Annotated in this window: 25 protein-coding genes; 12 read left to right on the plus strand and 13 right to left on the minus strand. The window is 53.5% G+C overall.

Translation table 11 applies throughout. The annotated features are described in order from the left end of the window. Window positions 1-210 precede the first annotated feature (210 nt). The 4 genes from ntdP to fabL all read right to left on the minus strand — a co-directional run bounded on the left by ntdP (window position 211) and on the right by fabL (window position 2,315). Window positions 211-744, minus strand: coding sequence for a nucleoside tri-diphosphate phosphatase (gene ntdP, locus ACVX3G_RS00085; protein ID WP_011229972.1), 534 nt, complete (start codon window positions 742-744; stop codon window positions 211-213). Window positions 745-878: 134 nt separating this feature from the next. Continuing rightward, window positions 879-1,088 carry a YgaB family protein gene (locus tag ACVX3G_RS00090; RefSeq protein ID WP_011229971.1) on the minus strand — a complete coding sequence of 70 codons (210 nt, stop codon included), beginning with the start codon at window positions 1,086-1,088 and terminating at the stop codon, window positions 879-881. Window positions 1,089-1,315: 227 nt separating this feature from the next. Further along, on the minus strand, window positions 1,316-1,507 hold the full coding sequence (locus ACVX3G_RS00095; RefSeq protein ID WP_011229970.1) for a gamma-type small acid-soluble spore protein: 192 nt from the start codon (window positions 1,505-1,507) through the stop codon (window positions 1,316-1,318). 58 nt (window positions 1,508-1,565) lie between these two features. Beyond that, window positions 1,566-2,315, minus strand: a complete 750-nt coding sequence (gene fabL / locus ACVX3G_RS00100) for an enoyl-[acyl-carrier-protein] reductase FabL (protein ID WP_011229969.1) — start codon at window positions 2,313-2,315, stop codon at window positions 1,566-1,568. 60 nt (window positions 2,316-2,375) lie between these two features. Between fabL and ACVX3G_RS00105 the strand changes: the two genes are divergently transcribed. Continuing rightward, a complete protein-coding gene (locus ACVX3G_RS00105; protein ID WP_011229968.1) occupies window positions 2,376-2,600 on the plus strand; it encodes a hypothetical protein in 225 nt (74 codons plus the stop codon). On the opposite strand, the gene mutY is transcribed toward ACVX3G_RS00105, so the two are convergent. The 4 genes from mutY to ACVX3G_RS00125 form a co-directional block, all read right to left on the minus strand. After that, complete coding sequence (mutY, locus tag ACVX3G_RS00110) at window positions 2,597-3,697, minus strand: A/G-specific adenine glycosylase (protein ID WP_020279373.1); 1,101 nt, start codon at window positions 3,695-3,697, stop codon at window positions 2,597-2,599. The genes ACVX3G_RS00105 and mutY overlap by 4 nt on opposite strands. A 105-nt stretch (window positions 3,698-3,802) precedes the next feature. Further along, entirely contained in the window at window positions 3,803-5,068 is a 1,266-nt protein-coding gene (locus tag ACVX3G_RS00115) for an L-lactate MFS transporter (protein ID WP_014194917.1), read from the minus strand. A 16-nt stretch (window positions 5,069-5,084) separates the two neighbouring features. Then, the gene (fdhD, locus tag ACVX3G_RS00120) at window positions 5,085-5,876 is read right to left on the minus strand and encodes a formate dehydrogenase accessory sulfurtransferase FdhD (RefSeq protein WP_033024728.1); all 792 of its coding nucleotides are present in this window, start codon (window positions 5,874-5,876) and stop codon (window positions 5,085-5,087) included. Window positions 5,877-6,136: 260 nt separating this feature from the next. After that, the gene (locus ACVX3G_RS00125) at window positions 6,137-6,484 is read right to left on the minus strand and encodes a Na-translocating system protein MpsC family protein (RefSeq protein WP_011229964.1); all 348 of its coding nucleotides are present in this window, start codon (window positions 6,482-6,484) and stop codon (window positions 6,137-6,139) included. 266 nt (window positions 6,485-6,750) lie between these two features. On the opposite strand from ACVX3G_RS00125, the gene fdhF reads away from it, so the two are divergent. The 5 genes from fdhF (at window position 6,751) to ACVX3G_RS00150 (ending at window position 12,189) form a co-directional block, all read left to right on the plus strand. Beyond that, entirely contained in the window at window positions 6,751-9,714 is a 2,964-nt protein-coding gene (fdhF, locus tag ACVX3G_RS00130; protein WP_479454561.1) for a formate dehydrogenase subunit alpha, read from the plus strand. Continuing rightward, window positions 9,707-10,195, plus strand: coding sequence for a helical membrane plugin domain-containing protein (locus ACVX3G_RS00135; RefSeq protein WP_011229962.1), 489 nt, complete (start codon window positions 9,707-9,709; stop codon window positions 10,193-10,195). Before fdhF ends, ACVX3G_RS00135 begins: the two co-directional genes overlap by 8 nt. A 512-nt stretch (window positions 10,196-10,707) precedes the next feature. After that, the gene (locus ACVX3G_RS00140; RefSeq protein ID WP_011229960.1) at window positions 10,708-11,691 is read left to right on the plus strand and encodes a metal-dependent hydrolase; all 984 of its coding nucleotides are present in this window, start codon (window positions 10,708-10,710) and stop codon (window positions 11,689-11,691) included. A 107-nt stretch (window positions 11,692-11,798) separates the two neighbouring features. After that, complete coding sequence (locus ACVX3G_RS00145; protein WP_011229959.1) at window positions 11,799-11,960, plus strand: small, acid-soluble spore protein K; 162 nt, start codon at window positions 11,799-11,801, stop codon at window positions 11,958-11,960. 67 nt (window positions 11,961-12,027) lie between these two features. Beyond that, entirely contained in the window at window positions 12,028-12,189 is a 162-nt protein-coding gene (locus ACVX3G_RS00150; RefSeq protein WP_011229958.1) for a YpzG family protein, read from the plus strand. 75 nt (window positions 12,190-12,264) lie between these two features. Here ACVX3G_RS00150 and ACVX3G_RS00155 read toward each other — a convergent pair whose 3' ends face one another. The 3 genes from ACVX3G_RS00155 to recX all read right to left on the minus strand — a co-directional run bounded on the left by ACVX3G_RS00155 (window position 12,265) and on the right by recX (window position 15,355). Next, window positions 12,265-12,606, minus strand: coding sequence for a YfhH family protein (locus ACVX3G_RS00155; RefSeq protein ID WP_011229957.1), 342 nt, complete (start codon window positions 12,604-12,606; stop codon window positions 12,265-12,267). A gap of 395 nt (window positions 12,607-13,001) precedes the next feature. After that, the gene (locus ACVX3G_RS00160) at window positions 13,002-14,282 is read right to left on the minus strand and encodes an IS110 family RNA-guided transposase (protein ID WP_012749415.1); all 1,281 of its coding nucleotides are present in this window, start codon (window positions 14,280-14,282) and stop codon (window positions 13,002-13,004) included. 263 nt (window positions 14,283-14,545) lie between these two features. Next, the gene (gene recX, locus ACVX3G_RS00165; RefSeq protein WP_011229956.1) at window positions 14,546-15,355 is read right to left on the minus strand and encodes a recombination regulator RecX; all 810 of its coding nucleotides are present in this window, start codon (window positions 15,353-15,355) and stop codon (window positions 14,546-14,548) included. 93 nt (window positions 15,356-15,448) lie between these two features. Here recX and ACVX3G_RS00170 point away from each other — a divergent pair, with 93 nt between their 5' ends. The 4 genes from ACVX3G_RS00170 (at window position 15,449) to ACVX3G_RS00185 (ending at window position 17,699) form a co-directional block, all read left to right on the plus strand. Beyond that, the gene (locus ACVX3G_RS00170; protein WP_014194913.1) at window positions 15,449-16,366 is read left to right on the plus strand and encodes a TIGR01777 family oxidoreductase; all 918 of its coding nucleotides are present in this window, start codon (window positions 15,449-15,451) and stop codon (window positions 16,364-16,366) included. Between the two features lie 244 nt (window positions 16,367-16,610). Continuing rightward, complete coding sequence (locus ACVX3G_RS00175) at window positions 16,611-17,165, plus strand: GNAT family N-acetyltransferase (RefSeq protein WP_047757546.1); 555 nt, start codon at window positions 16,611-16,613, stop codon at window positions 17,163-17,165. Between the two features lie 130 nt (window positions 17,166-17,295). Next, entirely contained in the window at window positions 17,296-17,424 is a 129-nt protein-coding gene (locus ACVX3G_RS00180; protein ID WP_011229953.1) for a YfhE family protein, read from the plus strand. Between the two features lie 89 nt (window positions 17,425-17,513). Beyond that, complete coding sequence (locus tag ACVX3G_RS00185) at window positions 17,514-17,699, plus strand: YfhD family protein (protein WP_011229952.1); 186 nt, start codon at window positions 17,514-17,516, stop codon at window positions 17,697-17,699. A 109-nt stretch (window positions 17,700-17,808) separates the two neighbouring features. Here ACVX3G_RS00185 and ACVX3G_RS00190 read toward each other — a convergent pair whose 3' ends face one another. Then, window positions 17,809-18,639, minus strand: a complete 831-nt coding sequence (locus ACVX3G_RS00190; RefSeq protein WP_011229951.1) for a glycosyltransferase family 8 protein — start codon at window positions 18,637-18,639, stop codon at window positions 17,809-17,811. Window positions 18,640-19,123: 484 nt separating this feature from the next. On the opposite strand from ACVX3G_RS00190, the gene ACVX3G_RS00195 reads away from it, so the two are divergent. Further along, on the plus strand, window positions 19,124-20,308 hold the full coding sequence (locus ACVX3G_RS00195; RefSeq protein WP_014194911.1) for a CaiB/BaiF CoA transferase family protein: 1,185 nt from the start codon (window positions 19,124-19,126) through the stop codon (window positions 20,306-20,308). A 109-nt stretch (window positions 20,309-20,417) separates the two neighbouring features. Further along, window positions 20,418-21,617 (plus strand): acyl-CoA dehydrogenase family protein, encoded by a 1,200-nt coding sequence (locus ACVX3G_RS00200; protein WP_023633705.1) that lies wholly within the window; start codon window positions 20,418-20,420, stop codon window positions 21,615-21,617. A gap of 84 nt (window positions 21,618-21,701) precedes the next feature. Here ACVX3G_RS00200 and ACVX3G_RS00205 read toward each other — a convergent pair whose 3' ends face one another. After that, the gene (locus ACVX3G_RS00205) at window positions 21,702-22,019 is read right to left on the minus strand and encodes a DUF3870 domain-containing protein (RefSeq protein ID WP_011229948.1); all 318 of its coding nucleotides are present in this window, start codon (window positions 22,017-22,019) and stop codon (window positions 21,702-21,704) included. Window positions 22,020-22,138 lie beyond the last annotated feature (119 nt).

Here is a 22,138-nt window from a genome sequence, read left to right on the forward strand (position 1 = left end):
GCTATTTCTCATCTCTAATCGAGACCCCTGCTTTTAAGCATAAGCGTTAGCAAGGCAGCCCAACCGTGGGACGCACGAGGATGGCTTGACTGACAGCCTGCCGTAGGACAATCCCCCGCCTCACCATCAGCTCTTCATGCGTGCCGCTTTCGACAAAAAAGCAGAAAAAACCTGCCAGCGATGCCGAACAGGCTTTTTTCATGCCGCTATTTACGTTTGGTACGCCTGAAACACTCCGTACCATTTGTCGATGAACTCGGGCGCAAACGGCCCTTTCCGCTCCTTAATCCAGCCGATCAGTTTTTGAACGTTGTTTTTTAAAATGCGGTCGATCACATCGGGATAGTGCATTTCGCGGCGATGCCGCTCATACTCATCTTCATCCAGCAGCATGTACGTCATATCGGGAAACACTTTAATATCCAAATCATAATCGATGTACTTCAGCGCTTCTTCATCCCAAACGAACGGCGAGCTTAAATTGCAATAGTAGTACACCCCGTCCTCACGAATCATGGCGATAATGTTAAACCAATGCTTAGCATGAAAAAAACAAATCGCCGGTTCGCGCGTCACCCACGTCCGGCCGTCCGCTTCCATGACGAGTGTTTTGTTATTGCCGCCGATCACATACGATGGCGTCCCTTTTAATACGACCGTTTCCTGCCAAATCCGGTGAATCGTCCCATTATGTTTGTAGCTATGGATTTGAATGATTTTCCCTTCCCGAGGGTAAACTGGCATCATTCTTCCCTACTTTCCGATGGGAGCTTCTTCGTTATATTATACCCTGTTCCTTTTGCAAAAGGAAAGAAAAGCAGGCCGCCTTACTGAGGAAAAGGCAACTGGCGCGTTGGCTCAAGGACGCAGCCTGTCCGTCAGACACCGGGTGCCATCTGCCCTAAAAATGCGCGGCGGATGGCTTCCACCTCCCGTTTCATTTGCCGCACTTCCTCGCGCAAGGCGGCGGTCGGCGCTTCACGTTCAAGTTCATCCAACTGGCGGGTGATCTCCTCGCAACGCTCCATCTCCTGTTGCAAAAACAGCGCCTCGTCGCCTACATTCGTCCATGCGTGCTCCATCGCCATTCCGTTCTCCCTTCCCCTTTGCCGTGTGATTTCCTTTCATCATTTCGCGCCCGCACCCACAAATCCCTTTCACTAATCTTGTAAAGAGATGACAGCTTTTGTCGACAAAAAAAGCAGAGGCGCGCCGCCCCTGCTTTTTCCTTCCATCTTCGGCCTATCGCCTGCGCTCTTGTAGCAACATACGCCGTCGTCACAACCGCCAGGCGTCAGCCATGGATGATCGTTGGTTATTGATTGACATTTTGCGCTTTGCGGGCTTCCGCTTGCGCATTTTGTTGTTTTACGTGTTGCACATTCGTCTCAGCCGCAAATTCCGTCGCAAATTGGCCAGCTTGAGCGGCTTGAGCCGATTGGGCATTTTGTTGTCTTACTTCTTGAATGTTTGTGCCAGCTGCTGTTTTGTTCGGTTGTTTGGCCATTGTTCTCACCTCCACGTGCTTTACTATGCCCCGGGGGTGATCGTTCTATCCGCTGACGTTACAAAAGTAAAGATCTTCCACCATCGACAATGATCGTCTGCCCGCGAATCATCTCGGCTGCATCCGAGAGCAAAAACAAAACCGCGTTGACGATATCATCGGGTTTGACCGGGCGGCCAGCCGGCGTGTTCGCAGCCGCGTCGGCGAGCAGCTCTTCACGGTTCGGGAAGTGCTTCAGCGCATCGGTATCGACCGCCCCGCCGGAGACGGCGTTGACGGCGATGTTTTTCGGCGCCAGCTCGACAGCCAAGTAGCGGGTCAGCGCTTCAAGCGCGGCCTTCGAGACGCCGACCGCCGTATAGTTTTCCAAATAGCGGATCGACCCGAGCGAGCTGATGCTCACAATTTTCCCGCCGCCGACTTGCTCCATTCTTTTGGCCGCTTCCTGGGCGCAAAACAAAAGCGCTTTGCTGTTGATGTTCATCGTCCAGTTCCAATGCGTTTCTTCCAATTCCATCGCCGGGCGCAAGACGCCGGATGCGGCGTTGTTCACGAGCACGTCGACCCGCCCGAACACCTCATCGATTTGGGCAAACATGGCGTGAATTTTCTCAACGTCGCCGACGTTCGCTTTGACGACGAGCGCTTTTCTCCCGAGCGCTTCAATTTCGCGCGCCGTTTCTTCGGCAGCTGTTTTGCTGCGGGCGTAGTTGACCACGATATCGTATCCTTCCTTGGCCAGCCGCAAGGCGATCGCTTTGCCAATGCCGCGGCTGCTGCCGGTGACCACTGCTACTTTTCCGCTCATGTTTTTCACTCCTTATACATATAATATAGCCGAATTCCATAGATGAGGGAGGGGCTGCCTATGTACGTCGGCCGCGATATGACTGAGCTGTCGATGATTCCGAAAACGGAATGGACCGATGACGAACTCGCTTATTTTCATCATTCGTTCCAACAAATCGCTCCATATTTAAACGTCGAAGGGCAGACGATTCACCGTGAAATCATCGAGGAAATCGAAGCGCGCGGCGGCCTTGGGCGCCGTGAAGCAACGTATACACACGGCACGATGCCGGTGCCTGATTAATCGGGGCGGCGTACTCCGCCCGCCCATTCTTTATATTCGCGCCAAACACGTTGATGGGACACCGGAAAGGCGTACGCTTCGAGCTCATCTTCAGACACAAGCCGAAAAGGCTCCTTGGTGGACTCGCTGCTGATCAGGCGGCCGGGAAACACGGTCAACTGCCAGACTAAATGGGAAAACGCATGCTCAAACGAAACGATCGGTTCTGTAAGCTCTACTTGCAAACCGTATTGCTCCCCAACCATTTGCTCGAGCTTCTCTTTTCCATCTGCACCGTCCGTTTCGCAGCTGGGGAACTCCCATAAATTCGCAAGCAAACCGGTGTTGTCGCGCTTGCGAATGAGAACGCGGCCTTCATCATCGGCCAGCACCGCTACTGCGAGCGGCACTTGTTTGACCGCTGTTTTTTTCGTTTTCACCGGCAGCTCTTCCGCCACCCCTTCGGCGAACGCTTGGCAGTAGACTTGCACCGGACAAAGAAGGCACGACGGGCGGCGCGGTGTGCAAACAAGAGCGCCAAGCTCAATCAGCGCCTCGTTAAACGCTCCCGGGTTTTCGTACGCCATAATTTCGCGGACGATTTGTTCAAATCGTTTTCTCGTCGACGGTTTGGCAATATCGTCTGTCACGAGAAACAGACGCGACAAGACACGCATTACGTTGCCGTCAACAGCCGGCTCCGGGACACCATAAGCGAGGCTCAACACCGCCCCGACCGTATACGGTCCGACTCCTTTCAGCCTAGAAAATTCATCTGGATCGTCCGGCACTTTGCCGCCATAGCGCGTTTTCACTTCTTTCACCGCCGCGTGCAAATTGCGCACGCGCGAGTAATAGCCGAGCCCTTCCCACGCCTTCAGCACCTCGTCCTCATCAGCGTCAGCAAGCGCCTCCAGCGTCGGAAACCGATCGATAAACTGTTCAAAATACGGAATGACCGTCTCGACGCGCGTTTGCTGCAGCATCACTTCCGACACCCATACTTTATATGGGTCGCGGCCTTTCCGCCACGGCAGGTCGCGGCGCTCGCGGGCGAACCAGTCAAGCAAATCGCGCTGAAACTCGCGCGCTGGAAATCGCTCTGTTTCTCTTGTCATTCAACGTTTCCCCCATGATGCCTATGATCCATATCCACCTTATTATATCAAAAAACCCCCGGCGTGGCTTGCCGCACGCCGAGGGAAGACGGAAGGAAATCGTTCTCAACTTTCCTTAGCCGCCGAAACATAGGCGATTTGTTCATGCTGGGCGCGCAATCGGCGAATATCGATGCGCACGAGCAACGAGATGATGAAAGCGATGACAAACAATCCGCCAAAAAAGGCCAAACTTCCTTCATAAGAACCGGTCGTGTCTTTAATATACGCAGCAAACATCGGTCCGACGAGACCAGCCGCGGCCCAAGCGGTCAAAATATAACCATGGATGGCGCCAAGCTGCTTCGTGCCGAACAAATCGCCGATATACGCCGGGATACAGGCGAATCCGCCGCCGTAGCACGTATACACAATCGTCAGCATCACAACAAACAGCCATTTGATGGACACGTTCGGCAACAGGAAGAAAATCAAGATTTGCAAAACGAAAAACGTCGTATACGTATTCGGTCGCCCAATATAATCAGAAGCCGATGCCCAACCGATGCGCCCTAACCCGTTAAACACCCCAATGGCGCCAACTAATGCCGCCGCGGCCGTTTGGCTGATGCCGATGCTTTCCACCGCCAACGGTTTGGCCACCGCTAAAACGGCAATGCCGCACGTCACGTTAATAAACAACATGAACCATAAATACCAAAAACGTCTTGTTTTAACCGCCTCATTGGCCGTCAACTGCGCCAAATCAAGCGAAGGTTTGGCTTTTCCGGCCTTCACTTTTTCCTGAAATCCTTCCGGCAGCCATCCTTCTGGCGGTTTTTCTAAATAAAGAGAAGATAACGTCATAATGACAAAATACGTAATGCCTAAAATGAAAAACGTATTTTGGACGCCGACGGAGGCAATCAAACTGTTCATCACCGGACTCGCGATCGCTGCGGCAAAACCGAATCCCATAATCGCCAGCCCTGTAGCCAACCCGCGCCGGTCTGGAAACCATTTGACAAGCGTTGACACTGGCGCAATATACCCGACGCCGAGCCCGATCCCACCTAAAACGCCATAAAACAGATAAAGCAGATACTTGGAACCGAGAGCAACAGCTAATCCAGAACCAGTCACCCCGAGGCCAAAGAAGATGGCGGCCAATAGTCCGGATTTCCGCGGTCCGTGCTTTTCAACAAAATGGCCAAGGAACGCAGCCGACAATCCTAAAAACAAGATCGCAATGCTGAACGTGAGCGCCACTTCCTGGTCCGACCATCCAAACAATTGTTTTAATGGATTGGTAAAATTGCTCCACGCATAAACAGACCCAATCGAAATATGAATGCCGACAGCCGATAACGCAATGAGCCAACGGTTTTTCACAGCCTCTCCTCCCCTTTTACCCGATGATGATCCGACTCTCATGCGTATACACGTTAAACGCCTGCCCGCGCAAAAAGCCAACGACGGTTATGCCGAGTTCATCCGCCAAATCCAAGGCCAGCGTCGTCGGCGCCGATTTTGAGAGCAGGACGCTCACTCCCATTTTCGCCGCCTTTAACAGCACTTCCGATGAAACGCGGCCGCTGAATACAATGAGCTTGTCTTTCATCGCAACTTGATGACGCAGGCAATAGCCATACAGCTTATCGAGCGCGTTGTGACGCCCGATGTCAGAACGAATCACGACCATCTCATCCGGTGTGGCGAGCGCGGCGTTGTGAAGACCGCCCGTCGCCGCAAAGTCCGTCGACCGCTCGTGCAGCGCTTTCATGAGGCGAATGCAGTCATCCGCCTTCACCGTGATGCCGCCGACGATCGTTTTCGCCGTCTTCATGTCATTGTAAAAATAAAATTGCCGGCTTTTTCCGCAGCACGAGCCGATGAACCGCTTGGCATAAAACTGTTTGGCCGGCAGTCCGCCTGCGGCGAGTTCGACATAAGCAAAGCCCCGCTCACCATCAATGGTCATCCCTTTGATGTCGCTGCACGTCCGAATGGCTCCTTCCGAAGCCAAAAATCCGATTACCAATTCATCTAGATGCGCCGGCGTGCAAACGATCGTCGCAAACTCCTCGCCATTGACCGTTATGGTCAACGGAAACTCGAGCGCGATCTCGTCCTCTTCCTCAACAAAGCGCCCGTTCCGGTATTTCGCAATCGGTCGCCATTTCGCCGCAAACCCGCTCACCTTGCCATTCCCCCTTTCCATGCAAAATAAAACCGCCGCCTTCCGGACAAGAGGACAAACTCGCCCCTGTCAGCGAAAAGCGGCGGTAGTTTGCGCCCAGCACTTCTGCAGCGAAACCAACGCACATCCGTTTCCGAAACCTGCCTGCCAAGCGGCGAAACCGTTTAGCCGGCAAGGCTTCTACTATTTTCATCGTGCTAACTATTCATAAGCATACCACGAACAGTAACGAAAAACAATTGTTTCTGTTCACAAAATCGTCACAATTCAATCGGTTTTTCAAACACGAACACCGATACGGCCATATCTTCTTCCACTTTAATGTCGCTGAACAAATAAAGAAGCTTCGAACCGATGAGCTCTTCCATGCCGTCCGGCACATGTTGGGCGTACACGTCTTGGATCATTTTCGTTCTCGCTGCATGCACCATCTCTCGGCCTTCCGGCGTGCGGGCGATAAATTTTTCTGTCGGCGTCAAATTGCCATGCAAAATCGTAATCGCCAAGTTGTCGACAAAATACGTTTTAATCCGCTCCGGCCCTTTGCCAAACAGCTGTTTGCGCACTTTGCGCACAATATCGTTGAAAGCGGCTTCTTTTTTGGACATTTTTCTTCCCCCTTTCCGAAAGCCACCAGAAAAAGTTCCAGCCCATCCGTTGTGTTCTTCGTTTTGCCGTACTATAATAAACTATAGCAAATGTATACATAGTGGAAAAATAATAAGGCAAGAAGCGGCCTTGTTATTTTTCTACTAAATATAAAAAGTTTGGATTGGTTGTTTAGTATCGTTATGCTAAAGAACTACTCCACCCACGATGAAGCATTCGTCTCGTCGCTGGTGGAGTTTTTTATTTTGACAAAGGGGGAGCGACGATGGAAGCGCAAATGGTGACGGTAACCATCAACGGGCGTGCCTACCGCGCCAAGCCCGGGATGACGATTTTGGAAGTCGTCAATGAACACGGTCTTCCGCATCCGCAAGTTTGTTATACGCCGGAGCTTGGCGCCATTCAGACATGCGACACGTGCATCGCTGAAGTCAACGGAACGCTGCTTCGCGCCTGTGCGACGCCGGTTGAGGACGGCATGGTCGTCGAACTCGGCTCGCCGCGGGCAAAGGCAGCGCAAAAAGAAGCGATGGACCGCCTGTTGGAAAATCATCTCTTGTACTGTACGGTGTGCGACAACAACAACGGCAACTGCAAGCTGCACAACACGGCGGAAATGATGCAAATTGAACATCAAACATATCCGTACCGGCCGAAAGTCGACCCGTCCGAGGTGGACATGTCGCATCCGTTCTACCGCTACGACCCGAATCAATGCATCGCCTGCGGGCAATGCGTCGAAGCCTGCCAAAACTTGCAAGTGAACGAAACGCTTTCGATCGATTGGGAAGCGGAACGGCCGCGCGTCGTTTGGGACGGTGGGGTGCCGATCAACGAATCGTCGTGCGTCAGCTGCGGGCATTGCGTCACCGTCTGTCCGTGCAACGCGTTAATGGAAAAATCGATGCTTGGCGAAGCGGGCTTTCTCACCGGCTTGGACAAAGACGTCCTCAACCCGATGATCGATTTTGTCAAGGAAGTCGAGCCAAACTATACGAGTATTTTCTCCATTTCTGAAATCGAGGCCGCCATGCGCGAACAACGGATCAAAAAGACGAAAACGGTTTGCACGTTCTGCGGCGTCGGCTGTTCGTTTGAAGTGTGGACGAAAGGGCGGAAAATTTTAAAAATCCAGCCTGTTTCCGAAGCACCAGTTAACGCCATTTCGACGTGCGTCAAAGGGAAATTCGGCTGGGATTTCGTCAACAGTGAAGAACGGCTGACGAAACCGCTCATCCGCAAAGGCGACGTCTTCGTCGAATCGACATGGGATGAAGCGCTCTCTTTGGTCGCGGAAAAACTCGGCGCGATCAAACAGCAATACGGCGGCAACGCCATCGGCTTTATTTCATCATCGAAAATTTCCAATGAAGAAAACTATTTAATGCAAAAGTTGGCACGGCAAGTATTTGAAACGAACAATGTCGACAACTGTTCGCGCTACTGCCAGTCGCCGGCGACGGACGGCCTGTTCCGCACGGTCGGCATGGGCGGCGACTCCGGCACGATTCACGACATCGCCACCGCGGGGCTTGTCATCATCATCGGTGCCAATCCAGCTGAGGGGCATCCGGTGCTCGCTACCCGCGTCAAACGGGCGCATAAACTATTCGGGCAAAAACTGATCGTCGCCGACTTGCGCCGCAACGAAATGGCGGAGCGCGCCGATTTGTTCATCCGCCCGAAACAAGGAACCGACCAAGTGTGGCTCATGGCGGTGACAAAATACATCATCGACCAAGGCTGGCATGATGAAGCATTCATTCGCGAGCGCGTCCATTTCTTTGAAGAGTTTAAACAATTGCTCGAAAAATATACGCTCGACTATGCTGAACAAGTGACCGGCATCGCCAAAGCCGATCTCATCCGCATCGCCGAGATGATCCACGAAGCAGACGGCACGTGCGTCCTCTGGGGCATGGGGGTCACGCAAAACACGGGCGGCAGCGACACGTCAGCGGCGATCTCAAACTTGCTTCTTGCCACCGGCAACTACGGGCGTCCGGGCGCCGGCGCATTCCCGCTGCGCGGCCATAACAACGTTCAAGGCGCCTGCGATATGGGTTCGCTTCCTGCCTGGCTGCCTGGCTACCAACATGTCACCGATGATGAGGCACGAGCGAAGTTTGAACAAGCGTACGGCGTCCGCATCGATGCGAAACCAGGCCTTGACAACATTCAAATGCTTGAAGCAGCCGAACGGGGCGAGCTGAAAGCGATGTATATCGTCGGCGAAGATATGGCGCTCGTCGACTGCAACGCCAACCATGTGCAAGAGACGTTGGCGAAGCTTGACTTTGTTGTCGTTCAAGACATTTTCTTGTCAAAAACAGCGCAATTTGCTGATGTCATCTTGCCAGCAGCGCCAAGTTTGGAAAAGGAAGGAACTTTCACGAATACCGAGCGCCGCATCCAACGGTTTTACCAAGCGCTGGAGCCTCTTGGCGACTCCAAGCCAGACTGGTGGATCATTCAAGAAATCGCGAAGCGGCTTGGCGCCGATTGGAATTACGCTGGCCCGAAAGAAATCATGGATGAAATCGCCAGCCTCGCCCCACTGTACTCACAAGCGCATTACGACCGGCTCGAGGGCTGGAACAGCTTATGCTGGGGCAGCCATGACGGGGCTGACACGCCGCTGTTGTACAAAGAGCGGTTCAACTTCCCGGACGGCAAAGCCCGCTTTGCGTTAGCCGATTGGGTCGAACCGGTGCAATATCCGGAAGAGTACGATTTGCTTGTGAACAACGGCCGATTGCTCGAACATTTCCATGAAGGAAACTTGACGTACAAATCCAAAGGCATCGAGCATAAATTCCCAGAAGTGTTTGTCGAAGTATCCCCTGAACTCGCCAAAGAACGCGGCATTGAAGATGGGGCGCTCGTTCGGCTCATCTCGCCGTACGGCCGCGTCAAAGTGCGCGTGCTCGTCACCGATCGAGTCAGAGGCAATGAACTGTTCTTGCCGATGCACTCCACAGCCAATGAGAGCGCCATTAACATGCTGACCGGCCCGCAAACCGACCATCGCACGAACACGCCGGCTTACAAACAAGCCCGAGTGCGCATGGAAGTCATTGAACGGTCCGGCAAGACGCCGCTGCCGCGCACAAATCCGCGCTTTAAAAAGCGGCATCCGCAAAACGGCGTCGAGGTGGAGCGGAAGTGGCGGCGAAGCGACTACGTGCCGCTCACCGAGGAAAACAAGGGGGTGACGATCGGTGGCTAAGCCGATTACCACCATTCAAAAGCGCCAAATGACGGAGGAAGAAAAACGAACTGAAGCGCTGGCCAAGCTAAAAGCCGCTGTCGGCGACAGTGAAGAGGCAGTTCGCGAGCTCTTGGCGTTCATCGAGCAGCTCCATGAAAGCGGCCTGCTCGAAGCGGCCAACGCCTTGTTAAAAGCGCGGGAAGACGTGGCGAAAATCGTCGTCGGCCAGCTCAACCAAAAACCGGTGACAACGATGATCAACCATGCGTTCGCCATAGCTGGCCTTGTTGCTTCACTTGATCCGGAGAAAACGGCGAAACTGCTTGAGCACATCGCCGCCGGCGCGCTGGAGGCGTACGAACAAAACTCCGCCGAAACAAAAAAAATCGGGTTGTTTGATTTGCTTAAAGCGCTCAATGACCCGGACATCAACCGCGCGATCCGCTTTTTCCTGTCCGCTCTCAAAGCGATCGGCAAACGGTTCAGAAATGACGGCTAATCGATCGGCTTGCAGAGAAAAGGACAGTTGACCAATGAGCCGCCAAAAGAACGGATGGTGAACCGATCTTCCATCAGCATGGAATGCTCCCCACTTACACCTATATAGACGTTGAAGTGGGGAGCTTCTCGGTCCGAGATGATCAACAAAACGTCCCGCCTCATGCGGGGCGCTTTTCGTTTTTGGTTGAAGCGCTTCCCTTTTCGTCTGACGAACGGCTTGCTTCCTGTTTCTTTTTCTCACTCCACTGTCTATCAATCGTTTCCTTTTTTGAATCGTTGTGAAATTGGTCGTTCCGCCTCTCGCCAACGATTGTCGCTCTATGATACACTAGCCATAACCTTGTTTGTCTCTCGCCTCCTTTCGGCCAATGCCTCAAACGGTTATTGGCTGAACACAAGGTGGGGCATACTAATAGTTGCATGAAAAAGAAAGATGTGCTCCGGCCGAGAGACAACAGACAGTTTCCATCCGAACATGCAACGATGCTGCAAGAAGGAGGCGCCTTCACGTTGGATACAGGCACACATGTTTTGATGGGGGTGGCGCTCGGCAGTCTTGCTTCACTTGACCCTGCGATCGCCCATGATCCGCTCTTATCCCACGCTGTGTTGATCGGCGCGCTCGCTGGCTCGCAAGCGCCGGATATCGACACGATTTTCAAATTGCGCAACAACGCCCAATATATTCGCAACCATCGCGGCATCACCCATTCGATTCCCGCCGTCGTTCTTTGGCCGTTGCTCATCGTCAGCGTGATGGCTGCCATCTATCCGAAAACGGATTGGCTTCGCGTTTGGCTTTGGACGTTTGTTGCCGTCGCCTTGCACGTATTTGTTGACATTTTTAACTCTTACGGAACCCAGGCGTTGCGTCCGTTTACAAAAAAATGGATCGCCCTTGGCGTGATTCATACGTTTGATCCGGTCATTTTTGGGCTTCATTTGGTCGGCGTCGGCGGCTTGTTTCTCGGCGCCCATCCCGGTTATACGTTTCTTGTCGTCTACGTGCTTATCGCTGCGTATTATGGGCTTCGCTTCCGCCAGCAGGCCAACATCAAACGGCTCGTGCACGCCTCGATCGCCGGGGTGACCGAGATCATCACCGTACCGACATGGCGGCCGCGCGAATGGCATTTAGCCATTTCAACCTGCGACAAATTTTACGTCGCCCGCGTCAAACGCGGCGAGCTCATCATCCTTGACCGCTTCCAAAAGCGTGCGCTTCCCGACCATCCGGTGATGAACGCCGCCAAACGCGACGAAAATATCGCCGCTTTCTTATCTTTTTCCCCGGTTTACCGTTGGGAAATGAACGAATACGATGATTACTACGAAGTGCGCTTTACTGATTTACGCTATCGAAGCAAAGGGTATTACCCGTTTGTCGCTGTCGTCCAGCTCGACCGCGATCTCAATATTGTCAGCTCATACACCGGCTGGATTTTCAGCGAAGGCAAACTGCGCAAAAAGCTCGAACTTGCTCCAAACGGCTGATGGGCTCCGCCCCAATCATTGCCACACATAAGCGCTACAGGGTGTCCCATAATAAAAATACGTGTTGGCCATCCAACACGAGCACGCCGTTAAGGAGGGAATGTGCCGTGCGGAACAAAGCGCACAACTTCCCGAACCAAAACAACAACAAGCTCGAAGGCGAACCGCGCGCCAAGGCCGAGTACGCCTCGAAGCGGGCCGACGGCACGACCAACACCCACCCGCAAGAACGGATGCGCGCCTCCGGCGAACGAAGCGATTTCTTTTAACATGAAGGGGGAGCGCGGCATCGTTCGCCGCACTCCCCCGGCACATTCCGCAGCGAGGTGAACAATCATGGGTCACCATCGGCACAAAAAATTTTATGACAACTTTTATTCGAACCCGTTTCAGCAGCCGTGGGCCAATCCAAAACACGCCCACTCGCAAGTGAACGGCGAAACGCAGCAAACGCTTGACCTCATCATTTTAGAGCGGCAGACGCGCAAGCAGTCGTAGCGGAACAACCTAGGGAGACACCCTCCCTAGGTTTTTAGGCTCGCTTTCCGTCCGACTGTGAACTTGTCCCGCCCGTCATGATTGAGGCAAATTCGGTTTACGAAGCAGTGAAATCGGCAGCGCCTCCTCCTCTCCGTTTCCTTTCAACCGCCATCCCCAGGCAAACACTCCTTTTAAATAGCGCACTTTAAAATACTCTCCAGGCGCCCCTTCAATTTCATAAATCTCCCCAGGATGAAAATCAGCTGGATTAAGCATATACGCCTTCGCCATGGCGATTTTCCGCTCGTAGACGGCGTATTCGTTCACCATCCCCATCTGCTCCGCCTTGCGTGCCTTTTCCGTCAACATGGCGATTTCTTGTTGCAGTTCTTCTTTCGTCATTTCGCTGTACCGTTTTTGTTCTCCTTTGATCATAGGCAAGCCTCCCTCTAGAAATGTTGATTTATCAAGGCTTTTCGGCCCCTCAGGGGTGTCCAAAAAATATTTTTCGACAAAATCCCTTACATCCTTTTTCAGTTTTGTGGATATCTTACAGACCTAGGGTGCGCTTCGCGGCCACGGCTGGGGATATTTTCCTTCCGTGGGGAGAAGCGTATTCGATGCACCCTTTGGATCTCCGCGTCGCTGATGAGGACGAACCCTCCCATGTCTCCGGGCGTCTTCGCGCCAACATTCCCTCGTTCGGTCTCGTCATCAGGCGGAGGCCGGCCAAGCTCCTTTGGGGACTCAAGGTCGAATGGATGAAATCACGCCAGCTTCTCCGGTGTCATCCTGTTGTCCAACGATTCTTCCGTTCGCAGGGGGAGGCCTTAGGCCGCCCGTTGCACCTGGGACAAGACGTCCTGTTTCATTCGCTCCGCGTCAAACGCTTGTTTCTTCGTACAAATCGCAAACAGCACATTCAACAGCTTCCGGCACAAGGCGACGATGGACTGCTTTCCGGTCAGCGGATTGACGGATCGGGTCGTATAATACTCATGCAGCTCGCGAAACGCCTCGTTATGCCGAATCAGCGGAATCATCGCCCGAAACAGCACCGATCGCAGCCGTTTCCGTCCCCGTTTGGAGATGTGCTTTTGCCCTTTGCGCTGGCCGGAGGAATTCTCCTTGAGCGTCAGGCCCGCCAACTTCACCAATTGACGCGGGTCCCGATAATGGGCGAAGCTGCCGATCTCCGCCAGAAGATCGATGATCGTGGCGTCTCCCAACCCGTCGACCGTTTTCAACCATTGGTACTCCATCGTCGTTTGAACCAATGCCTTCAACTCGGCGTCCAGTGCAGCGATCTCCGCCTCCAATTGGCGGTATCGGCGGACGAGCGCGGCGATCTCAAACCGGGCCATCGCTGTCCCTTCCGTCACCCCAATCGAGTCCTTCGCGGTGTTGATCAACGCCTGAATTTTGGCCTTCTGCGGGCATTTCATCCCTTCGCTTTGCCGGTACACCTCAAGAAGCTCCTCCACCGTCCGGCCGGCCATATCAGCCGGAAGCGGCGTCCACTCCAACACCGAAAGCGCCGTTTTCCCCAGGTCGCGAAACACCGTCCAAAACTCCGGAAAATATCGGTCGGTCCAGCGGACGATCGCGTTTTTCACCGCCGTCTGTTCCTTGCGGAGCTTCTCTTTGAGCGTGCTCCCCACGCGCAAATCGGCTTCAATCTCGTGCAGCAGCCGGGGAACGAGGAATCGTCCGTCTTTTGCCAGTCTGGCAATGACCAGGGCGTCTTTGGCGTCGTGTTTCGTCGGCAGGTTGTCATCAAGTTCTTTCGACCGGCACACATGCGCCGGGTTGACCATGACCAACGGGATCCCGTGCTCCTCGAGGAAGTAGGCGAGGTTCAACCAGTAGTGCCCGGTCGGCTCCACCGCGACGATCACCTGCGGCTTTCCGAACGCTTGCATCGCCTCCTGAATCGCTTCATACAGCTGGCGAAAGCCCTCTTTCGACTGGAAGATCGGGAACGATTTGCGAAGCACACGCCCCCGGTCATCCACGAAGCAGGCGTAGTGGGTTCGTTTCGCGATATCGATGCCCACGACAAGCGTTTGTTCGGTGACTTGATCAATTTTATAGTTTTGTGTACAATTCATCTGAAGTCCTCCTTGGTATGGTGAGTGATGTGTTTGACACCCCTGCATCATACCAAGAGGGCTTTTTTTGATCAAGTCCCCGGAAAAGCTCCTAACGGGAATGCTCCTTTTTGAGCATTCCCGATGGATCGTTTTCATCCACATGGAACTCGGCAAAAGGCTCAGAACATCTCTTGATTTATGGAACTGGAACGATTTTGTGATCAACATTTAACAACAAAACTGATAATATATCCCATTTTTTCAAATCCTTTCATTCGAGATCACTCGTCATTACCGTGCATGCGCAGCCATTCATTGATCAAGTCAAGTGCGAATCCTTTTCGGTACAGGGCTTGGCGCATCTTTTGCTCATAAAGCGGCCGCGGGTGGTGCGCATAACGGCGGTGCGCTTTCTCCGCCTGAACACTGAGCGCCTCCCGTTCTTCTTGTTCAGTATGAGTGCCGCCATCCGCCAAAACGGCGGCAATCACCTCATGCGGAAATCCTTTGCGCATCAGCTGCTGCCGCACCCGTTCCAAAAACGCGCGAGCCGATTCATCCCGGCGCTGTTTTTTCGCTTTTTCGTAAAGCGAGCGGGCGATGGCCATCTGTTCATCCAACGTATACTCCGCCAAACTCTGCTCGATCAAGCGGTCGGGAACGCCGAGCCGTTCCAGTTCGGCGCGCACAAGAAGCGGCCCTTTCGCCGCCGTCTTTTTTTGCGTGCGCACATAAGCGGCGGCAAACGCCTCGTCATCGACATACCGCTCGGCGCGAAGTTTTTTGAGCACTTCATCAATCACCGAATCCGGAGCGCCTTTTTTTCGCAAGTGTGCGGCGACCTCATGCTCCGAACGCATCCGGTGCGCCAAAAAGTAAAGCGCCTGTTGATACGCCTTTTTCACCTCATCGGCATACACAATATGTTGAAGCAGGTCGTCGCTGATCTCCATCCCTTTTTTCAAGCGGAATTGAAGCAATACATCTTGATCAACTGTCAATCTCAACGACGGTGCGCCGTCACGGTGCACGACAATCCAAAATCGTTCAGCATTTTGTTCGGTTGCGGCAATGTCGGCAATCGTTCCCATTGTTTGTCCCCCTTATCTTTTATCGTATCATAAGCAGGAACTTCTGACACCAAAAGCGAAGTCATAAAATAAACCAATGGAAGGGGAATCAAGATGCGCATCGCCATCAACGGCGGCACTGGGCTGATCGGCCAGGCGCTCGCCCGCCATTTTTCCAAACAAGGACATGAGATCTACATTTTCACCCGCTCTCCCAAACCTTCCGAAGGCAACATTCATTACCTTTCCTTCGACAACCACCGAAAGCCTGAAGCTGTCGATGTCGCCATTAATTTAGCCGGGGAGCCGCTCAATCGAAAACGTTGGACGGCGAAGCAAAAAGAGATCATCCTTGACAGCCGCCTTCGCGCCACCGAAGCGATGGGCCGCTGCATCGATTCACTGTCCCGCCCCCCGTCGTTGTTTATCAACGCCAGCGCCATCGGCATTTACGGCACTTCGGACTCCGCAACATTTACCGAGCAAACGACCGATTACGGCGGCGACTTTCTAGCCCAGACCGTCCAAGCATGGGAAGCATCGGCCCGTCCGATTGAGCAGCTTGGCATCCGCACCGTCTACGCTCGCTTTGGCGTCGTGTTTGCCCGACATGGCGGCGCCTTGCCGATGATGATCAAGCCGTATCTGCTGTTTGTCGGCGGCCCAATCGGCAGCGGACGGCAATGGCTGTCGTGGATTCATCTTGAAGACGTCGTGCGCGCGGTCTCGTACATCATCGAACACGAGGAATTGTCCGGCCCCATCAATTTCACCGCGCCCCATCCAGTACAAATGGAAGAATTTGGACTGACCGCCGCCCGGCTTCTTCACCGCCCGCATTGGCTTCCGGTTCCCGCTTGGGCGCTTCGCCTTCTCCTTGGCGAAATGAGCATGCTTGTCACCGAAGGGCAACGCGTCATTCCAGAGAAGCTATTGCAAGACGGCTTCCGCTTTTCGTTTCCAACGTTGGAAGGCTGTCTCACCGATTTGCTTTTGCCCCATGACCGACAAAAAATATCCAAAAAAAATTAACAAAAAAACAATTCCCTTTTTTCTTCCGATCGTGTATGATAAAGGAGACCTTAGGCTAGTTGTCGTCATAATCGCATACGGACAGGAACAAGGGGAAGGCAAATGGTGCGTCACCAGCGCTCGCGCTGGTCCTAGTGGGTTCGATTCCCACCCCGAAATTTTTTTAATGAAGTTTTAATAAAAAAATTTCGAGGGTGGGTTCCCGCTGGGAGGCTGCCCTCGGCATCCAAAGGAGGGATTGGCCATGTTGAAAAAACGCGAGCTGCAAGACTGTCATGCGCTGTACGAGCTGATGGTGCACCCGGATGTCTTCCCTTTTGTGCGCCAAAAAGCCGGCTCGTATGAGGAGTTTTTGTTCATGACGAAACAGCTCATCGAGGCGGAAGAACGAGGCGAGCTCATTTCGCGCACGATTTTGGACGAATGGGGAAACCCGATCGGCACGATCAGCCTCTTTGACATTCAAGACGGCGCCGGCTTTTTAGGAACGTGGCTTGGCAAACCGTACCACGGGCGCGGCTACAATCAGCGCGCCAAGGAAGCGTTTTTCCACGAACTGTTTTATGAGCTTTCCATCGAAACGGTGTTTTTGCGCATCCGCAAAGTCAATGTGCGCTCGATCAAAGCGGCGGAAAAACTGCCGTACGTCACGCCGGCCAATGAAACGCGGCGGGCGCTGCTCGAGCAAATCGGCGCGGATGTATACAATTTGTACGAAATTACAAAAGACAACTACACGCTCTATACAATGCGCCATCCTTCCTTTGCCCACAATGAAGAACAGCGCAAAGAGGCATAAGCCGCGCAAGAGCGCATCTGATGCAAAAAGAGGCTGTCCAAACGGACATCCTCTTTTTTACGCATAAAAACGGCTGGTTTTGCGCAAAATGGAACTAAAGGAATATTGATGCAAAGCGAGGGAACAAGCGATGGCGGAAAAACGAAAACGCGAAAAATCGAAGCATACGCTGACAAGCGCCCAAGAAGTAAGCTATGCCCGGGATTTTAAAATGGCGGACCAAGCGGGCGGCTATACGGCCAAAAAGGCGCGCCACTAGAAACGATTGCTATTTATACGCTGGCGCCGTCCATGCCATCCTAATGATTGAATCGTACGATTCACACTTTTGGATAGGGGGCATGGATGATGGGCCGTTCTCGCGGACAACGGACGCGCGACAAAAACAAGGCGACTTTGCCGCAAGTGCCGAAACAGCTGAAATCTGACGGCATCGATGTGGAATACTCGGCAGAATTTGCCGACCATGAAGACCTTGAAGCACAGGCGCGCGCTGCGGCAGCCGGCATCCGCCGGCAAGAGCGCAAACAGTAATCGAACATGGCGCCCGCTTTGATGGGGCGCCTTTTTCCTGTGAACCGCTTCCACTTCGCTTTGCTTGGAGTGAGAGACTTTCTTTGTGAAACGCGTCTCTCAAGCCGCGCTACACCGTCGCCTCGCCCTCGAGCTCCAACACTTGGCTGTACCGTTTGTAAAACCGCCCCAACTCCCCTTTGTAATTGTCTTTCCACGGTTTTTCCTTGCCGCAATAATGGATAAAAACGGTGTTTTCCTCAATCCAAGCTAAATCGTGTTTCGGGTTGGGCAAAAGCTGCAAAAAGTCATAATAGCGCGCGTCGTAGTTGTAGCGGTAGCAGTCGACCGGTTTAATTTTGTCCCAGTACAACCCATTTAACACGTCTTGGTCAGGAAGAACAAGCTTGAACCGGTTGTCGCGAATGAACTGGTAAATGTCCGCAAGCCGAACGTGTTCGCGCATCATCGCAATGTTCATCATCATCACACCCGTGTTGAAATACCCTTTCGCGTTCGGCGTTTTTAACCGCAACTTGTTGAACAAGTTTGCCACCTTCGTCGAATGGGTATGCTCAGCCGCAATGAACAAGTTCCCTTCGAAATCCATGTCATACAGCTCATCCATCGGGTTGATCGCCACAATATCCGGATCAAGGTACAAGACACGGTCGACGTCTGGCGGCAAAAACAAATGCGCCGCCAGACGGTAATACATCTCCACCGTATAGTGGCGGAAAACAGGCGCATCATGAAACAGTTGCGGATCAACGTAAATCGGCACGAGCTCATGCCCCTGCCGGCGAACAAACTCGCCAAGCGCCTGAATCTCTTCCTCGGCAATGCGCGAGTAAAGCAAGTAAAACGTAAACGGGCGCCGGTTGTTGCAAAACAGCGAATGCATCAAGACTCTCAGCGGCGGAAGATAATTGGCGTCTGTCGTCACTAACACATGGAACACGCACCATCACTTCCTTTTTTGCGTCATCGATTCCCCTTTCTCTACAATTATATAGAAATTTAGGTGAATGTTGCGCTCTTTTCATGCCAAATTGTCCGACCGCGCGATCGATTTCTTTTCATTCATTTGTATCGAAGAGCTATTCACGCGGCTACGTGCATCTTCTCCTCGCCAGCCGGCTTTCGCTGGCGAATTTCTTGTTCGACTATTTACAATTATCAAACAAATCACTATAATAAACGTATAAGCCGTCTCCTGCCAGCTTGGCCGCTTGTGCAGACCGGACGGCCCCTGCCATCTGTCCGATAGCCCCGTTGCCTGACAGGCAGCGTTGGCAGCTTTTATGCATCGACCACAAAAAGAACTGTACGGCCTGACGGCATCTCCGCGCCGGAATGCCTTCTCAGTCCGTTCAAGCCGGTTCCTATCTTGCACGCTGTATAGGAACCGGCTTTTTGCATGTAAACAGAAAGGAGGGAAATCGATGCCAGGAGCGCTCGATGGCGTGCGCGTGCTCGACTTGTCGCGCGTGTTGGCTGGTCCGTATGCGACGATGATTTTAGGCGATTTAGGCGCTGATGTCATCAAAGTCGAAGCGCCCGGGGGGTCGGATGACACCCGGTTTTGGGGGCCGCCGTTCCAAAACGGCATGAGCGCTTACTATACCGCCGTCAATCGAAACAAACGAAGCATCACCGTCAATTTAAAATCGGCAGAAGGACAAGAGACGATTCGCCGCCTCGCCGAAACAGCTGATGTCCTCATTCACAATTTTAAGACCGGAACGATGGAACAGTGGGAACTTGGCTATGAATCGTTGTCACGCCTCAACCCACGTCTCATCTACTGCTCCATCACCGGGTTTGGCGAGACAGGACCACTCGCTCCATTAGCCGGCTACGACTATATCATTCAGGCAATGAGCGGCTGGATGAGCATTAACGGCACTGCGGACACCGGCCCGCTCAAAGTCGGCGTCGCCGTCACGGATGTGTTCACCGGCCTGTATGCCGCCATCGCGATCGAAGCGGCGCTTTTGGCCCGCGAGAAAACGGGGCGCGGGCAAAAAATTGATCTCGCACTGTTTGACTGCGCCGTGAGTGCGCTTGTCAATGTCGCCGCCAATTATTTGTTATCCGGCGACGTCCCGAAGCCGCTCGGCAATGAACACCCGAACATCGTGCCATACTCAACGTACATGGCAAGCGACGGTCCGATCGTCATCGCCGTCGGCAATGACCGACAATTTCAAGCGCTTTGCTCGTTGTTGTCCGATCACTCGCTTGGAACCGATCCGCGCTTTCAAACCAATCCCGGCCGAGTCGCCCATCGCGAAGAGCTAAACCGGCGGCTGAACGAGGAAATCAAGCGGCGGACGCGGGCCGAGTGGCAGCGCCTTCTCGCCGAGAAAGGCATTCCATGCGGACCGGTGCAGACGCTCGATGAACTGTTCCGCCATCCGCAAACGGCGGCGCGCGAGATGACAGTCACGGTGCACCATCCAATCGTCGGTCCGTTAACGCTTGTCGCCAGCCCACTGAAACTGTCTGACACGCCGGTGTCTTATCGGCTGCCGCCCCCGCTGGCCGGCGAGCATAACCGCGAGGTCGAAGCTGGATGGCAAGGCAACCCGGCCGCTGAAAACGGTCCGCACGACAAAAGCCAATGAATAAACCGTTGTTCTCCTCAACCGCTTCAGCGCCCGCTGAAACAAGGGAAACGAACGTTGACACGAAAAAACCATGAAAAACAAACAGTTGCATAGGGGGATGGAAACGATGATGAACTTCGACTTTACACCCGAACAGGAAATGCTGCGGCAAACGGTGCGCAAATTCGTCGATAAAGAAATTATGCCTTATATCAAAGAATGGGATGAGCGGGGCGAATTTGACCGCAACATTTTCAAGCGGCTCGCTGAGCTCAATTTAATGGGCGTCTGCATTCCCGAAGAATATGGCGGCATGGGCATGGATTACAACTCGCTTGCCATCGTCTGCGAAGAGCTCGAACGCGGCGATACGGCGTTTCGCACCGCCGTATCGGTTCACACCGGGCTGAACAGTTTGACGCTCCTTCAGTGGGGAACTGAAGAACAAAAGCAAAAATATCTCGTCCCACAAGCGCGCGGGGAAAAAATCGGCGCATTCGGCCTGACCGAACCGAATGCCGGCTCAGACGTCGCTTCCATCCAGACGACAGCCGTCCGCGACGGAGATGACTACATTTTAAACGGACAAAAAACATGGATTTCCCTCGCTGACATCGCTGACCATTTTCTCGTATTCGCCTATACGGACAAATCGAAAAAGCACCGCGGCATTTCCGCCTTTATCGTCGAACGGACGATGCCCGGCTTTTCGTCGCGCCCGATTAAAGGGAAACTTGGCATCCGCTCTGGCAATACGGGCGAGCTGTTTTTTGACAACGTCCGCGTCCCGAAAGAAAACTTGCTCGGGGAAGAAGGCGAAGGATTCAAAATCGCCATGTCAGCGCTTGACAACGGCCGCTTCACCGTCGCCGCCGGCGCGGTCGGCCTCATTATGGCATGTCTTGAGGCGAGCGTGAAATACTGCCACGAACGAAAAACATTCGGCAAAGAAATCGGCCGCCATCAGCTCGTCCAGCAAATGATCGCCCGCATGGAAGCTGGTTTGCAAATCAGCCGCCTGCTCGTTTACAAAGTCGGCTTTCTCAAAAACGAAGGCCGGCGTTGCACGAGAGAAACATCGCTCGCCAAATGGATCGCCTGCGACTACGCGAACCAGGCGGCCGACGATGCCGTGCAAATCCATGGCGCCTACGGCTATTCGAACGAATACCCGGTCGAGCGCTACTTGCGCAACTCGAAAGCGCCGGTCATTTACGAAGGAACACGGGAAATTCATACGATCATGCAGGCCGAATATGTGCTCGGTTACCGCCAAGACAAACCGCTGCGCAAAACGCTGCCGGCATGGCGGCCGGCTGAAAACTGAATCACCAACGAAATCATGGGCGGCCAAGCCGCTGACCCGCACCAAAACGCCGCTGCCCCCCATCAACCGATGAGGGGCAGCGGCTTATGGCTCTTTCTCCTCCATTTTGCAATATTGTTTGTACAAATCTTTTAGCGCCGCGCACAGAGCAGAATGGGCTTTCCCTAAATACCCTTCGTCAAGCTCGGCGAGCAGACCGTCGATGCCATCGCGCAGCGAATGGCCGCGAAGCAGGCGGGCCACGTAATCGCGCCCATGTTCAGTAGCCAGTGTGCATGATGCCTCCACGATCACCCCGTATTTTTTATCAATTTCCGCTGTGATCGTCAGCGTATCGTAAAGGCTTTTCGCCGCCATTCCGGCCGGCAGCCGCGCATGACCGGCGATAAACTGCGTTTTCATCCGCTTTCCCTCTTTCCTCGTCTTTCCTGTTGCTGTTATACCAGCTGCTATCTTATTTCGCGGCGTGCATCCATTTTCCCTGCCTCGTTTGGCAGTCAACGAAAAAAAGCCGCCGGCCA

Source organism: Geobacillus sp. PLS 41 (genome assembly GCF_056494105.1).

What these genes read in the sequence shown, in the direction of transcription:
- ntdP (WP_011229972.1), bottom strand. Translation starts at nt 744, where the DNA reads ATGCCAGTTTACCCTCGGGAAGGGAAAATCATTCAAATCCATAGCTAC.
- ACVX3G_RS00090 (WP_011229971.1), bottom strand. Translation starts at nt 1,088, where the DNA reads ATGGCGATGGAGCACGCATGGACGAATGTAGGCGACGAGGCGCTGTTT.
- ACVX3G_RS00095 (WP_011229970.1), bottom strand. Translation starts at nt 1,507, where the DNA reads ATGGCCAAACAACCGAACAAAACAGCAGCTGGCACAAACATTCAAGAA.
- fabL (WP_011229969.1), bottom strand. Translation starts at nt 2,315, where the DNA reads ATGAGCGGAAAAGTAGCAGTGGTCACCGGCAGCAGCCGCGGCATTGGC.
- ACVX3G_RS00105 (WP_011229968.1), top strand. Translation starts at nt 2,376, where the DNA reads ATGTACGTCGGCCGCGATATGACTGAGCTGTCGATGATTCCGAAAACG.
- mutY (WP_020279373.1), bottom strand. Translation starts at nt 3,697, where the DNA reads ATGACAAGAGAAACAGAGCGATTTCCAGCGCGCGAGTTTCAGCGCGAT.
- ACVX3G_RS00125 (WP_011229964.1), bottom strand. Translation starts at nt 6,484, where the DNA reads ATGTCCAAAAAAGAAGCCGCTTTCAACGATATTGTGCGCAAAGTGCGC.
- fdhF (WP_479454561.1), top strand. Translation starts at nt 6,751, where the DNA reads ATGGAAGCGCAAATGGTGACGGTAACCATCAACGGGCGTGCCTACCGC.
- ACVX3G_RS00150 (WP_011229958.1), top strand. Translation starts at nt 12,028, where the DNA reads ATGGGTCACCATCGGCACAAAAAATTTTATGACAACTTTTATTCGAAC.
- ACVX3G_RS00155 (WP_011229957.1), bottom strand. Translation starts at nt 12,606, where the DNA reads ATGATCAAAGGAGAACAAAAACGGTACAGCGAAATGACGAAAGAAGAA.
- ACVX3G_RS00160 (WP_012749415.1), bottom strand. Translation starts at nt 14,282, where the DNA reads ATGAATTGTACACAAAACTATAAAATTGATCAAGTCACCGAACAAACG.
- recX (WP_011229956.1), bottom strand. Translation starts at nt 15,355, where the DNA reads ATGGGAACGATTGCCGACATTGCCGCAACCGAACAAAATGCTGAACGA.
- ACVX3G_RS00170 (WP_014194913.1), top strand. Translation starts at nt 15,449, where the DNA reads ATGCGCATCGCCATCAACGGCGGCACTGGGCTGATCGGCCAGGCGCTC.
- ACVX3G_RS00175 (WP_047757546.1), top strand. Translation starts at nt 16,611, where the DNA reads ATGTTGAAAAAACGCGAGCTGCAAGACTGTCATGCGCTGTACGAGCTG.
- ACVX3G_RS00180 (WP_011229953.1), top strand. Translation starts at nt 17,296, where the DNA reads ATGGCGGAAAAACGAAAACGCGAAAAATCGAAGCATACGCTGACAAGC.
- ACVX3G_RS00185 (WP_011229952.1), top strand. Translation starts at nt 17,514, where the DNA reads ATGGGCCGTTCTCGCGGACAACGGACGCGCGACAAAAACAAGGCGACT.
- ACVX3G_RS00195 (WP_014194911.1), top strand. Translation starts at nt 19,124, where the DNA reads ATGCCAGGAGCGCTCGATGGCGTGCGCGTGCTCGACTTGTCGCGCGTG.
- ACVX3G_RS00200 (WP_023633705.1), top strand. Translation starts at nt 20,418, where the DNA reads ATGATGAACTTCGACTTTACACCCGAACAGGAAATGCTGCGGCAAACG.
- ACVX3G_RS00205 (WP_011229948.1), bottom strand. Translation starts at nt 22,019, where the DNA reads ATGAAAACGCAGTTTATCGCCGGTCATGCGCGGCTGCCGGCCGGAATG.